The organism is Amycolatopsis sp. cmx-4-83 (assembly GCF_046548815.1).
GTDB classification, from domain to species: Bacteria; Actinomycetota; Actinomycetes; order Mycobacteriales; family Pseudonocardiaceae; genus Amycolatopsis; species Amycolatopsis pretoriensis_A.
The window spans coordinates 234,338-247,451 of the sequence record NZ_JAEBEF010000013.1; the positions used below are offsets into that span (position 1 = coordinate 234,338).

Genomic DNA, 13,114 nt, shown 5'->3' on the forward strand with positions numbered 1-13,114 from the left:
CATGGTCAAGTGCCTGGTGTGGGACCTCGACGAAACCCTGTGGAACGGCACGTTGCTCGAAGACGGCACCGTCGAGGTTTCCGAAGAGATCCGGCAGCTCGTGAAGACCCTCGACGCGCGCGGCATCCTGCAGTCGGTGGCGAGCAAGAACGACCACGAACACGCCTGGGCGCGGCTGGAGGAGCTCGGCCTCGCGGAGTACTTCGTGCTGCCGCAGATCGGCTGGCACGCGAAGTCCCAGTCGGTCAAGGCGATCGCCGACGAGCTGAAGTTCGCCCTCGAGACGATCGCGTTCGTCGACGACCGCGACAGCGAACTGGCCGAGGTGACCTACCACCACCCGCAGGTGCGCACCTACCGCGCGGAGGACGTGCTGGAACTGGCGGACCTGCCGGAGTTCAGCCCGGAGACGGTCACCGTCGACTCGCGGCGGCGGCGTCAGATGTACCAGGCGTCCTTCCGCCGCCAGGAGGCCCAGGCCGGGTTCGCCGGCCCGGACGAGGACTTCCTGCGCTCGCTCGACCTGCGGATGACGATCCTGCCGGCCACCGACACCGAGCTGTCCCGGGTGGAGGAGCTGACCCGGCGCACCAGCCAGATGAACGCCACCGGCATCCACTACTCCGACGAGAAGCTGCGCGGCCTGCTGGACGACCCGTCGCACCGGGTGCTGGTGGTCAGCATGCGCGACCGCTTCGGGCCGCACGGCGCGGTCGGGGTGATCCTGCTGGAGACGTTCGAGGAGTTCTGGCACCTCAAGCTGCTGGCGACGTCGTGCCGGGTCGTGTCGTTCGGCGCGGGCTCGATCATCCTGCGCTGGCTGGCCAACCAGGCCGCGAGCGCCGACGCGCACCTGGTCGCCGACTTCCGGGCGACCGACCGCAACCGGATGATGGAGATCGCCTACCGCTTCGCCGGGTTCGCCGACGACGCGTGCGCGTGCACGGCCGTGCTGCCCTCCGGCGAGGTCCCGGGCCTGCAGCGGCTGCACCTGGAGCCGGTGCCGCAGGAGGAGCCCACGACGGTGTCCCTGGTGGCGCCCGACCTCACCGAGCCGGTCGGCGTGCGCTGAGGTTGATCCGAGGAAGGGCCCGCTCCCGGTTCGGGGGCGGGCCCTTTTCCCGTTGCCGGGCACGGAGAAAGGCCGCCACGGTGGGTCCGTGGCGGCCTTTCCGCGCGGGTTTCAGCCGGCTTTGCGGATGAGCGTGATGCCGTCGGCCATCGGCAGCAGCGACATCTCCACGCGCGGGTCGTCGCGCACGAAGCGGTTGAACTCGCGGATGGCGACGGTGTCGGGGTCCTGGGCTTCGGGATCGGTGACGCGGCCGAAGAAGAGCGTGTTGTCGACGACGATGAGCCCGTCGGGCGCCAGCAGCCCGAGCGCGGCCTCGTAGTAGGCGGCGTACCCGACCTTGTCGGCGTCGATGAAGACCAGGTCGACGGTGCCCGGCCCGTACTCGTAGAAGAGCGTGTCGAGCACCTGGGTCGCGGGATCGATCCGCAGGTCGATCCGGTCTTCGACGCCGGCCCGCCGCCAGTAGGGCCGCCCGAACGCCGGCCAGCGGTCGGTGACGTCGCAGGTGATGAGCAGCCCGGTGGCGGGCAGCGCCCGGGCCATGCAGAGGGAGCTGTAGCCGGTGAAGGTGCCGACCTCCACCACCAGCCGCGCCCGGGTGAGCTTGACCAGCAGCGCGAGCAGCCGGCCTTCTTCCGCGGACACCTGCATCGCCGCGCCCATGGGCAGCGAGGCCGTCTCGTCGCGCAGTTCGCGCAGGATCTCGTCCTCGGCTTGCGAATGCTCGCTCACGTAGCCGAGCACGTCGGAGGACGCCAGTAGTTGGGTCGCCATGGCGGAAGCCTAGGTTCGCCGGATCCTGGAAGTGTCTAGTTCACAGGCGGAGCAGTCCCTGGTGCACGCGGTGCAGCAACGCGAGCGGCGGCCGGCCGGCGATCCCGAGCTCCGCGACGTCGGCGACGAGCAGCCCGAGGTCGATCCCGTGCTGCACGAGGTCGCGGGTGGCGTCGAGCGACTGCCGGAGGTAGGCGGAGACCTCGGCGATCGAGGTGGGGATCTGGCACATCCGGCACAGGGCGGTGAGATCCGGATCGAGGCCGGCGGCGCCGCGGTGCCGGCCGGTGGCGAAGAGCATGACTTCCGGCGGCAGGACGTGCCGGGCCCGGGGAGGCGGGGGAGTGCTGCCGCGGACGTAGGGGCGGGGGCGTTCCCGGGTGGTGTGTTCGCCGAGGGTGGGGATGGGGTGCGTCCCGAGACTGGCGGCACGGCGCCCACGGGTGCGGTCGTCCTCGGCGGGATCGAGGGGCTTGCCGGGGCGGGTCTCGCGGACGGCTTCGCTGCGCTCCGCGCCGGTGTCACGGCCGCGGGCGGGTTCGGTTCGTTCCGCTCGGCGTGGGCGGCGCTCGCGGGTGGCGTCGCCCGGGCCGGGGTCGTGGTCGGCGTGGGCGGGTTCCGCGGGGCCGGTTCGGTGCGTGCCGGTGCCGCGCTCGCCGGTGCGGGCGGGGTCGCCGGTCTCGCCGGGTCCGGTTCGCTCGTCTCGGCGTGGGCGGCGCTCGCGGGTGGCGTCGCCCGGGCCGGGGTCGTGGTCGGCGTGGGCGGGTTCCGCGGGGCCGGTTCGGTGCGTGCCGGTGCCGCGCTCGCCGGGTCCGGTTCGCTCGCCTCGTGGGCCGCGCTCGCGGGTCGCTTCGCCCGGGCCGGGTTCGCGGTCGGCGTGGGCCGGTGCGGCGGACTCGCCACGGCCGGTTCGGCGCGGGCCGGGGTTGCGGCCGCTCTTGCCGGGGCCGTGGGTGGCGGCGCCGGCGGCGGCGCCGGGACCGGCGTCGTGGCCGGCACTGCCCGCGGCCTTCCCGGAGCGGGTGCCGCGCTTGCCCCGGGTGGCGTCTTTGGCCTTGCCGAGGCGCGCGCCGGTCCCGGCGGCGGAGTCGTGGGCGGTCTTACCGGAGCGGGTCGCGGAGCCCGAGTCACGATCGCCAGTGGGCGCGTGGTCCGCGGCGCCGGCGGTCGTGCCGGTACCGGTCGCGGCGGCGGCACCGGAGCCGCGGCCGCCCTTGCCGGTGCGGGTCGCGGTGCCCGAGTCGCGATCGCCGGTCGCACCCCCAGCGCCCGCCCCCGCCGCCTTCCCGCCCCGCCTGCCCCGCCCCGCGGCCGGCCGGGCACCACCAGCCGCCTTCCCCGGTCGCGCGTCCCGCTCACCGGTATCCTCACCGGCCTCTTCGACGGCCTCCACCTGCGGCTCCGGCGCGTGAGCCGGGTCCGAGTTGGGTTTGGGTGTGAATCCATGCGCCGCCCACACCTCGTAGTCGCCCCAGCCGCCGAAGGACAGGGATGCCGAGCCGATCTTCGCGGGGCGGCGATCGTGGGAGTTTTTCATGTTCGCGGCCTCGAAACCGGTCGGACGGGGTGTCGAGCCACCTTCACCCACGGCCCTGGCGGGGTGTCAAGTCGCTTTGCCTTAATGTAGGGATTTCTGGGTCTTCGTGGGTAGTGCGTTGTCGGCAGGGGCCAACCGCAGACAAAACGAAGGTGCTGGACTTGTTAAACCAACATTGGTCGTCTTAGGCTGGAGAGCCACGTCACCCACCGGTACACCGCCGGGGGAGTGACGGAAAGCAGCCGCTGTGGGGCGGAGGGTGATGGTGGTGCCCGGATCAGGTAGAGCCGGATCGGCGTGGCCGGTCGCGCCTGCCCTGCCCTCCGTGGACACCGTCGCGCGGAGCGCAGGGCCTGTTGCCGCGCCCGTTTTGACCGTTCCCTGGCTCGGGGAACGCGACGACCGTTCCCGCCGCACCGCCGAAACGCGGCTGGTCGAACGGGAGGACGAGATCGCCGTGCTGCGGCGGGGGATTCGCGGGGTGCTGGCCGGGCGGTCGGGCCAGGTGACCGTCGTCGGCCCGCGCGGGGCCGGGCGCAGCGCGCTGCTCGCCGCCGCCGTCCGGGAAGCCAGGGTCGCCGGCGTCATCACCGCCTTCGCCTCCTGCTCGCCCGGGGAATCGGCCGTGCACCGCGGCGTCATCAACCGGCTCTTCGCCGACATCGCCGACGCCGACTGCCGGCTCGACGGCGGGCCGCGCTCCTGCGGCCGCACCTCGGCCGAGCGGTCCATCCCGACCCTCTGCGGCGACTTCGTGGGCGTCGCGAGCCAGGGTCCGCTGCTGATCGCCGTCGACGACGCCCAGTGGGCGGACCCCGGCTCGAAGGCCTGGCTCGAAGCCATGGAGCACCGGCTGCAGCAGGCGCCGATGCTGCTCGTCCGGTCCGTGCTCGCCACCGGTGAGCACGCGGCCGTGCCGGGCGGGGACACCGCCGCCGTGCGGCTGCTCACCGAGGACGGCCTGCGCGAGCTGGTCGCCGACCGCTTCCCCGGCAGCCTGCCCGACCCCCGCTTCACCGCCGGCCTGCACCGGGCCACCAGCGGACGGCCCGCGCTGGTTGCGCCGGTGCTCGAACGGCTCGCCGCCGCCGGGGGCGACCCCGTGGCCGAGCACCTGCCCGCCGTCACCGCGCACCTCGCCGACGTCCGCGCCGCCGAGCTGGCCGTCTCGATCGCGGCGCTGCCCGCCGACGCCTTGAACCTGTTGCGCGCCATCGCGGTCTGCCGCGGGCTGCTCGACTTCGACCTCGTGACGAACCTGGCCGGCCCGCTCGCCGGCCGCGTCGGCGACGCCCTGCGCCAGCTGGTCGGGTTCGGCCTGGTCCGCGAAGGCGCGCCGACGCGCATCGCCGACGGCACCACCGCCGACGCCGCGCTCGGCACGCTGAGCGCCGCCGAACGCGGCGAGCTCGCGAACCGGTGCGCCGAACTCGCTTACCGCGCCGCGGTCCCGGACGACCAGCTCGCCGAACTGCTCTCCGCCGTCCGCCCGGTCGGTGCCTCGTGGGCGGTCGCGACCCTGCGCCGGGCCGCGGAACGGCGCCGGGTGCTCGGGGACGACGCGGGCGCGGCGCGGCTGCTCGGCCGGGCGCTGCGCGAACCGGTCAGCCCGGCCGAACGCCGGAAGCTGATGCTCGGGCTCGCGCTGGCCGAGGTCGCCGACGAACCGGAGCTGAGCGACCAGCGCCTGCAGCGCGTCCTGCTCGACACCGGCCCCGAGGTCTCCGGCGCGGTCCTGCTCGAAGCGGCCGACCACCTGCTCGCCCGCGGCGACACCCGCACCGCGCACCGCGTGATCGCCGCGACCTGCCGCCGCCGCAGCGGGTTCGAGGCCGGCACGTCCGCGCTGGCCGCGCTCGGCAGGCTGGCGCAGGAGGACTGCGCGGCCGGCCCGGTCGTCCCGGCCACCGCGTTCGACGCGCCGCACCCGGAGCCGGGCGACACCGACCCGGTGCGCGCGGCGACGACCGCGGTCGAGCTCGCCCGCCGCGGCCGCGAGCCCGGCCGGGCCCGGGAACTCGCCCGGCTCGCGCTCGAACCGCGCGCGAACCTGCCGCACACCCTGCGCCTGCGGGCCGCGTGGGTGCTGCTGTGCACCGACGAGCTTTCCGAGGCCGTGCTCGGCCTCACCGACGTCCACCAGGACGCGGTCCGCGCCGGGGCCCGCGCGGTCGCGGCGAACGCGGTGCTGCTGCGGGCCCGCTGCGAACTGCGCCGCGGCAACCTCGGCCAGGCCCAGGCCGATCTCGAAGCCGCGGTGGCCCGGCTGCCCGAACGCGCCTGGCACCCGCGGGCGCTGCCCGGGCTGCGGGCCGTGCGCGCGGAAGCGGCACTGGCCGCGATGCGGCTCGACGACGCCGAGCGCGCGGTGGGCCCAGTGCTGCCGGCCGGCGCGGACGACGGCCTGGCCGCCGGGTACCTGCTGCTGCAACGCGGCCGCGTCCACCTGGCGAAGGGGGACGCCCGAGCCGCGCTCGAAGCGTTCCGCGCGGCCGGGCGCGGCACCACCGGGCGGCGCGAAGGCAACCCCGTCGACCTGCCGTGGCGGACCGGCGCGGCGCTGGCACTGGCCCGCTCCGGCGCCGACGGCGCCGTCGAACTGGCCCGGGAAGCGCTGGCACGCGCGGAAACCTGGGGCGTGCCGGGCGCGCGCGGCGCCACGAGCCTGCGCCTGGCCGACGTCTTCACCGGCACCGAACGCCGGGGGCACCTGGAACGCGCGGTCGAGCTGCTGGAGGGAACGGCCCGGCGCGTCGACTTCCTCACCGCCGTCACCGAACTCGCCGCCGCGCGGCTCGACGACGGGGACGTCGCCGAAGCCACCGCCTTGATCGGGCGGGTCGCGACCCTGCGGCCGCAGCTGCTGCCGGCCGGGCTCGCGGAGAAGATCCGCGACGTCTCCGGCCGGCTGGCCCGCCGCGGGCACGACATCGCCGACCGTCCCGCGCCCGGCGACCCCGCCGGCGCACTGTCCGAACAGGAGGCCCGGATCGCCGCACTCGCCGCCGCGGGCCGCACGAACCCCGAGATCGCGCGGGCGTTGCAGCTGAGCAGCCGCTTGGTGGAGCTGCGCCTGACCCGGATCTACCGCAAACTGACCGTGACCGGCCGGGGGCAGCTCGCCGAGCTGATGAGCCCCGGCTCCGCAGCGAGTTGATGGCCGGTGCTGCTGGAGCGTGACACCGAGCGGGCCGCCATCGCGACCGCGTTGAACGCGGCCGCGGGCGGCGACGGCTCCCTGCTGCTGATCAGCGGGCCGGCCGGCAGCGGGAAGTCCGCGCTGCTGCGCGACACCATGGCGGCGGCGCTCGGCGCGGGCGCCCGGGTGCTGCGCGCGGACGCCACCCGGCTCGAAGAGGACTTCGCCTTCGGTATCGCCCAGCAGCTGTGCCGCCCGGTGCTCGTCGCGGCCGGCGAAGCCGAGCGGGACCGGTGGTTCCAGGGCGCGTCCGAGCAGATCCTGCGTGCCCTGACCGAAGAACGGCTGATCACCGACGGCCACGAGCACTACCTGCCGACCGAAGCCGTCCTCTATGGACTGCACACGGTCGTGCACGCGATGTCGCACGACGACCTCGTCGTGGTGATCGTCGACGACCTGCAGTGGGCCGACCAGGGATCGCTGCGCCTGCTGGGCTACCTGGCCAAGCGGCTGAGCGGATCGCGGATCCTGCTGGCGCTGGCGCTGGCCGACGAATGCGAGGCGCCGAAGTACCCGCTGGTGCACGAACTGGTGACGGCGGCCGCGCGGATCGTCGTGCCCGCACCGCTTTCGCGGTCGGGCGTCGCTTCGATGGCCGAGGTCGCGTTCGGCGAACGCGCCGAGGAGCCGTTCACCGCGATGCTGCACGAAGTCTCCGGCGGCAACCCGGCCGACGTCGCGACCGTCCTCACCGGACTGGTCGCCGAAGGGCTGCGGCCGGTCGCCGCGCAGACCGCGGCCGCGGAAACCGAAGCCGTGCGGCTGCTCGACCACCGCGTCCTGATGTCGCTGGGCTCGCAGCCGCCCGCGGTGCTCGCGCTGGCCCGCGCGGTCGCGGTGCTCGGCGACCTCGCCGAACCGGGGCTCGCCGCCGACCTCGTCGGGCTCGACGACGTCGAGTATTCCTCGGCGGTGCAGCACCTGGAGCGGCTGGGCCTGGTCGACCGCGAGGACGGGCGGATCGGGTTCGTCACCACGAGCGTGCGGGACGGCATCGAGTCCGCGATCCCGGTCGAACTGCGGGAAGACCTCTACCGGCGCGCGGCGCGGCTGCTCTACGAGCACGGCCGCCCGGCGGAGCGGGTGGCCGAGACGCTGATGAAGGTCGGCATCGCCGAAGACCCCTGGGAAGTGCGGATCCTCAGCTCGGCCGCGGGCAGCGTGCTGGAACGCGGCGCCGGCGAACTCGCGGCGCGCTACCTGCGCCGGGCCCTGCTCAACACCGCGCCCGACAGCGAAGAACGCGGCCGGCTGCTCGTCGAACTCGCCGCCGCGGAACGGGGTTTCGACCTGGTCGCCGCGGCCCGGCACCTGTCGCAGGCGCTGTCGCTGCTGCCACCCGGTCCGCAGCAGGCGGAAGCGGCGCTGTGGATCCCGCCCGCGTACGCCGCCGCGGCACCGAACCTCGGCGCGGCCGTGCGCGCCGCCGTCGAACCCGTGCTGCGCGCCGGGGAACCGGTGGAACTGGCGCTGCGGGCCGAAGCCCGGACCTGGTACCCGGGGATCGGGCAGCCGGGCCGCGGCGAGGCCGCGCTGGCCCGCCTCGCCGAACTCGAGCACACCGGACGCCTGGACGCCCCGGCCGGCCGGGAGCTCGCGGTGGTGCTGCTGCACACCGCGGTGCTCTCCGGCAGCGTGCCGGTCGACGACGTCGAGACCGTCCTCAAGCGACTGGTCAGCGAAGAGCCGCTCGACCCGCGGCACGCCTACACGTCGCTGCCGCTGCTGGTGTCCACCTCGCTCCTCGCCGACAACGCCGCCGTGCTCGAGCCCGCGCTGACCGCGGCCGCGCAGGCGGCGCAGGAGCACTGGCCGGACACCGCGCCGCTGATCGCCGCCGAACTCGCGGAAGTCAAGCTGGCGCAAGGGGAGCTGGCCAAGGCGCGGCGGATCGCGCTCGGCGTGCTGGAAGGCACCGACCACGAAGCCTGGCCGGACGCGCTCGCGCGGTCGGTCACCACCCTGGCCCAGATCGCCCTGGAGACCCAGGATCCCGAGCTCGGCGAACGCCTGCTGGGTACGCCGATGGACGGCACCGACCACCGCGTGTTCGCCGCGCGGCGGCTGACGCGGGGGATGATCGACCTGGTCCGCGGCGACCCGGCGACGGCACTGGGCCGGTTCCTCGACTGCGGGCGGCGCCTGGAGCGCGAGGGGTGGGTCAACACACCCCAGTACCCGTGGCGGATCTGGGCGGCGCTGGTGCAGCAGCGGCTCGGCGACCTCGCCGCGGCCCAGGCGCACGCGGCCGAAGAGGACCAGTTCGCGCAGCACTGGGGGACCCCGCTGAGCGTCGGGCGTTCCCTGCGCCTGCAAGGGATGCTGACCGGCGGCGCGGACGGCATCGCGCTGCTGCAGGAGGCGGCCGGCATCCTGCGCGAGTCGGAGAACGTCGTCGAGCGCGCCCGCACCGCCGTCGTACTGGGTGCCCGGCTCCTCGACGCCGGCCTGCCCGAAGCCGAAGACCTGCTGGCCGAGGGCCGGGAACTGGTCAAGGCGATCGGCGCGTCCTGGTTGGACGGCAGCGGCGAAACCGAGCTGAACGGTCCCGTGCTGCGGTTTTCCGGCGACAGCCTGGGGAACCTCACGAAGACCGAAGCCGCGGTCGCGCGGCTCGTCGTCCAGGGCTGGACGAACCAGCGGATCGCCGATTCCCTCGGCGTCACGCGGCGCGCGGTCGAGAAGAACCTCACCGGCACCTACCGCAAGCTCGAAGTCAGCGGCCGGGCCGAGCTCATCGAGCGCTTCGGCGCGCTCGAGCAGGAGAGCTGATTCCCCTTGCCGCACCCCGCACCGCGAGGGTCCGCACCCCAGGTTCGGTACGCCCGTGCGGTGCGGGGTGCGGGGGTACGGACCCCCTTTTCCCCAGGTTTCCCAGGTCAGGAGCCAAAAGGGCAGCGCCGGTGCCCGTCCGCCCGGGGTTCGGTACCGCACCGCACCGCACGGCGCTCCGTACCTCCGTACCCCCACCGCCTCCGCACCACAGTGTTAAGAACGGGTGTCCGGATTGTGTTGCCCGGGATAATCAAGCGTGCATAACATGATCTGCATCACCCCGGAGACACGGCTCACACAGTGACTCGCAGCCGTCGGCCTTCTCGCCCCCGGGGCTTCAGCTTCCAGCCGGAGAAAGGAATGCCTTCATGAGTGCGGACGTTGCGGATCTGGCTGTGGGTATCGGGGTGGCCGGGGTCGCGGACCAGGCGGTCCGGACGGCCACCCGAAAGCCCGCGCTGCGCGCCATCACCCCCGAGATGTGCATGGTGAACCTGGACCACCGGCTGCGGATCGTCTCCGCCAGCATGGAGTTCTTCCGCGTCTTCGAGCGCAGCTCGGACGCGGTCACCGGCACCGGTCTCTGCGACCTGCTGCACCCCAGCGTGCGGAGCAAGGTCGAGAACCAGCTGCGGCTGCTGGCGCGCGGTGAGCGCAGCCGGTTCGTCGAGCGGATCCTGGTGATGCGCGAGAACGGCACGACGTTGTCCGGTGAGTTCATCGGCTCCACGGTGCACGGCGTCGGCGATCGCCTCGACAGCCTGACGGTCGTGTTCCGGCCGGACAAGAACGAGCGCGGCAACCAGGTGGCCTGCAGCAAGAAGAAGATCCTGTCCGAGATCGACGCCCGGATCCTCGAGGGGGTCGCCTCCGGCGTCTCCACGATCCAGCTGGCGGCCAACCTCTACATGAGCCGCGGCGGCGTGGAGTACCACGTGACGACGCTGCTGCGGAAGATGAAGGTGAAGAACCGGCCGGCGCTGATCTCGAAGGCCTACTCCATGGGCATCTTCGGGGTCGGGTCGTGGCCTCCGCGTGCGCTGCCGGACTTCGTGCGGTGACGCCGGTGGCCGCGATGGGTGCGACGGGGCTCCCGGACGAACTGAACCACCGGGCGCGGGCGATGCTGCGCGCGGTCGCGGCCGGCCGGGCGGAAATCGCTTGCAGCTGCGAGCCCGACCTCTACATCGACGGGCTGGTGTGCTGCGACCAGTACACCGCCCACGAGCTCGCGCACCGCGGCCTGCTGGCCCCGGCGCGGCCGGGCCGGGTGGGGCAGCGGGTGCGCGCCCGGCTGACCCCGGCGGGAGCCGCGGCGCTCGGGACGGTGGGCGAAGCGGCGTGACGAGGGAAAACAGCTTGGCGGGCCGGGTGTCCTTCCGGGAATCGGAGGGCCACCCGGCCCGCCTTGTCGTGTTCGGCGCGCGGTCCGGAGATCTGGCTTTGTGTTGGTTTGTTGCCACGCGGCGTGGTCGACGTTCTTCCTGGCCACAGTGCAAAGATCAGCGACTTCCGAAGATAACGGTTGAACTTCCGGTGAAGTTGGGTCTTGCAAACGCAGATGAACACAGGCAATATCAACCAAACCAACGAGGACCCCGGCGGAGGTGTGCTGAAGTGTTCGTGACCCTGACGGCGAACCCGAGCGTCGACCGGACGATCGAGGTCGACCGGCTCATCCGGGGCGAGCTGCACCGGGCTACGGGTGCGCGTGTCCAGCCGGGAGGCAAGGGCATCAACGTCGCACGCGCGCTCGTGCGCAACGGTCTCAAGGCCCGGGCAGTGGTCCCGGCCGGCGGTGCCGACGGCGACCACCTGATCAGCCTGCTGCACGACTACAACATCGACGTGGTCCGCGTGCGGACCGCGGAACCCGTGCGCAGCAACATCAGCGTGGTCGAACCGGACGCGACCGTCACCAAGGTGAACGAGAGCGGACCGCACCTTTCCGGTGCGGAACTGGAAACCCTGTGCGACACCCTGATGTCCCACGTGGCCGACGCGGAATGGGTGGTGGCGGCGGGAAGCCTGCCGCCCGGCGCCGGCGAAGACTTCTACGCCGACCTGATCGCGCGCCTGGCGACAACCGGCGCCAAGGTCGTCGTGGACACCAGCGGCCCGGCGTTCCGCACGTCGGTCAAGGCCGGACCGGCCTTGGTCAAGCCGAACCTCGACGAGCTCGAGGAAGCGGTCGGCCGGCAGCTGGACACCGTGCGGGACGTCGTCGACGCCGCACAGGAACTCCGCGCCCTCGGCGCGGGCACGGTTCTCGCCAGTCTCGGCAGCAAGGGCGCCGTGCTGGTGGAAGACGCGGGAGTCTGGTGCGCCAACGCATCGGCCGAACCGCGGAGCTCGGTCGGTGCCGGCGACGCGATGCTCGCCGGTTTCCTGGCGGCAGGGGGGAGTGGCCCGCAGGCGCTGGCCACAGCCGTCGCCTGGGGAGCGGCCGCCGTGTCGCTGCCCGGGAGCACGATGCCGGGTCCCGAAGACGTGGGGGCACGTCGAGTGCGGGTGGACCCGCGTCCGGAGTGGGACGAGAAGGTGCGCGAATAGTGCGCCGGACCGGACCGCTCACCGCCATCGCCGGATGGCGATCCCTCCCCAACCCCTTTCCCAGAAAAGGAAGCCAACGATGACTACCACTGCGGAGCGCGAAGAGGAAGCCACTCCGTCGAGGGCGGAACGCGCGCGGGTCACCATCCAGCGGTTCGGCGGGCACCTCGCCGGCATGGTCATGCCGAACATCGGCGCGTTCATCGCCTGGGGTCTGATCACCGCGCTGTTCATCCCCAGCGGCTGGGCGCCCAACGCGCACATCGCCGAGCTCGTCGACCCGATGATCAACTTCCTGCTGCCGGTCCTGATCGGGTACACCGGTGGCCGGATGGTCCACGGCCAGCGCGGTGCGGTCGTCGGTGCGGTCGCGACGGTCGGCATCGCGGTCGGCGCGTCGATCCCGATGTTCCTCGGCGCGATGATCGTGGGCCCGCTGGGCGGCTTCCTGATCAAGCTGTGGGACGAGAAGGTCGGCAGCAAGACCGCGCCGGGCTTCAAGATGCTGGTCGACAACTTCAGCGCCGGCATCATCGGCGGCACCATGGCGGTGCTGGGCCTGCTGGGCATCGGCCCGGTCGTGCAGGGCATCACCAAGGCGCTCGGCAACGGCGTGCAGGGCCTGATCGACGCGCACCTGCTGCCGCTGGTCTCCATCATCGTCGAGCCGGCCAAGGTGCTCTTCCTCAACAACGCGATCAACCACGGCGTGCTGAGCCCGCTGGGGGTGGCCGACGCGCTGAAGGACGGCAAGGCGATCGAGTTCCTGATCGAGCCGAACCCCGGCCCCGGCCTCGGGATCCTGCTGGCGCTGACGTTCTTCGGCGCCCGCAGCGCGCGGGCCACCGCGCCGGGCGCGATCGTCATCCAGTTCCTGGGCGGCATCCACGAGATCTACTTCCCGTACATCCTGGCGACCCCGCGGCTCATCCTGGCCGCGATCGCCGGTGGCGCGGCGGGTGTCGCGACGTTCAGCATCTTCGACGCCGGCCTGACCGCCACGCCGTCGCCGGGCAGCATCATCGCGGTCCTCGCGGTGACGCCGAAGGGCGGCTACCTGGGCGTGATCGCCGGGGTCGTGATCGCGGCGGCCGTGTCGTTCATCGTCGCGGCGGTGCTGTTGAAGTTCGGGCGCGACGCCCGCAAGGAAGAACGTGCCGCGGCGATCGCCGCCGGTGGCTCGGTGGCGTGACGATCA

Annotated in this window: 9 protein-coding genes; 7 read left to right on the top strand and 2 right to left on the bottom strand. The window is 73.3% G+C overall.

Annotation, left to right across the window (positions count from 1 at the left end; genetic code table 11):
• Position 1 precedes the first annotated feature (1 nt).
• Complete coding sequence (locus tag ACLJQM_RS37345; RefSeq protein WP_247025192.1) at positions 2-1,072, top strand: HAD-IIIC family phosphatase; 1,071 nt, start codon at positions 2-4, stop codon at positions 1,070-1,072.
• Between the two features lie 111 nt (positions 1,073-1,183).
• Here the strand turns inward: ACLJQM_RS37345 and ACLJQM_RS37350 are convergent, their stop codons facing one another.
• Positions 1,184-1,849, bottom strand: a complete 666-nt coding sequence (locus tag ACLJQM_RS37350; protein ID WP_247024840.1) for an O-methyltransferase — start codon at positions 1,847-1,849, stop codon at positions 1,184-1,186.
• 40 nt (positions 1,850-1,889) lie between these two features.
• On the bottom strand, positions 1,890-3,386 hold the full coding sequence (locus ACLJQM_RS37355; RefSeq protein WP_410635042.1) for a DUF742 domain-containing protein: 1,497 nt from the start codon (positions 3,384-3,386) through the stop codon (positions 1,890-1,892).
• A gap of 370 nt (positions 3,387-3,756) precedes the next feature.
• On the opposite strand from ACLJQM_RS37355, the gene ACLJQM_RS37360 reads away from it, so the two are divergent.
• From ACLJQM_RS37360 to ACLJQM_RS37385, 6 genes are all read left to right on the top strand, one after another.
• On the top strand, positions 3,757-6,543 hold the full coding sequence (locus tag ACLJQM_RS37360) for an AAA family ATPase (RefSeq protein WP_410635043.1): 2,787 nt from the start codon (positions 3,757-3,759) through the stop codon (positions 6,541-6,543).
• Between the two features lie 6 nt (positions 6,544-6,549).
• Positions 6,550-9,360 carry an AAA family ATPase gene (locus ACLJQM_RS37365; protein ID WP_410635044.1) on the top strand — a complete coding sequence of 937 codons (2,811 nt, stop codon included), beginning with the start codon at positions 6,550-6,552 and terminating at the stop codon, positions 9,358-9,360.
• A gap of 371 nt (positions 9,361-9,731) precedes the next feature.
• Entirely contained in the window at positions 9,732-10,424 is a 693-nt protein-coding gene (locus ACLJQM_RS37370; protein ID WP_247024832.1) for a helix-turn-helix transcriptional regulator, read from the top strand.
• 14 nt (positions 10,425-10,438) lie between these two features.
• Positions 10,439-10,708 (top strand): hypothetical protein, encoded by a 270-nt coding sequence (locus ACLJQM_RS37375; protein ID WP_360782208.1) that lies wholly within the window; start codon positions 10,439-10,441, stop codon positions 10,706-10,708.
• Positions 10,709-10,980: 272 nt separating this feature from the next.
• Complete coding sequence (gene pfkB / locus ACLJQM_RS37380) at positions 10,981-11,916, top strand: 1-phosphofructokinase (protein WP_247024828.1); 936 nt, start codon at positions 10,981-10,983, stop codon at positions 11,914-11,916.
• Between the two features lie 79 nt (positions 11,917-11,995).
• Positions 11,996-13,108 carry a PTS mannitol transporter subunit IICB gene (locus ACLJQM_RS37385; RefSeq protein ID WP_360782206.1) on the top strand — a complete coding sequence of 371 codons (1,113 nt, stop codon included), beginning with the start codon at positions 11,996-11,998 and terminating at the stop codon, positions 13,106-13,108.
• Positions 13,109-13,114 lie beyond the last annotated feature (6 nt).

What these genes read in the sequence shown, in the direction of transcription:
- ACLJQM_RS37345 (WP_247025192.1), top strand. Translation starts at nt 2, where the DNA reads ATGGTCAAGTGCCTGGTGTGGGACCTCGACGAAACCCTGTGGAACGGC.
- ACLJQM_RS37350 (WP_247024840.1), bottom strand. Translation starts at nt 1,849, where the DNA reads ATGGCGACCCAACTACTGGCGTCCTCCGACGTGCTCGGCTACGTGAGC.
- ACLJQM_RS37355 (WP_410635042.1), bottom strand. Translation starts at nt 3,386, where the DNA reads ATGAAAAACTCCCACGATCGCCGCCCCGCGAAGATCGGCTCGGCATCC.
- ACLJQM_RS37370 (WP_247024832.1), top strand. Translation starts at nt 9,732, where the DNA reads ATGAGTGCGGACGTTGCGGATCTGGCTGTGGGTATCGGGGTGGCCGGG.
- ACLJQM_RS37375 (WP_360782208.1), top strand. Translation starts at nt 10,439, where the DNA reads ATGGGTGCGACGGGGCTCCCGGACGAACTGAACCACCGGGCGCGGGCG.
- ACLJQM_RS37385 (WP_360782206.1), top strand. Translation starts at nt 11,996, where the DNA reads ATGACTACCACTGCGGAGCGCGAAGAGGAAGCCACTCCGTCGAGGGCG.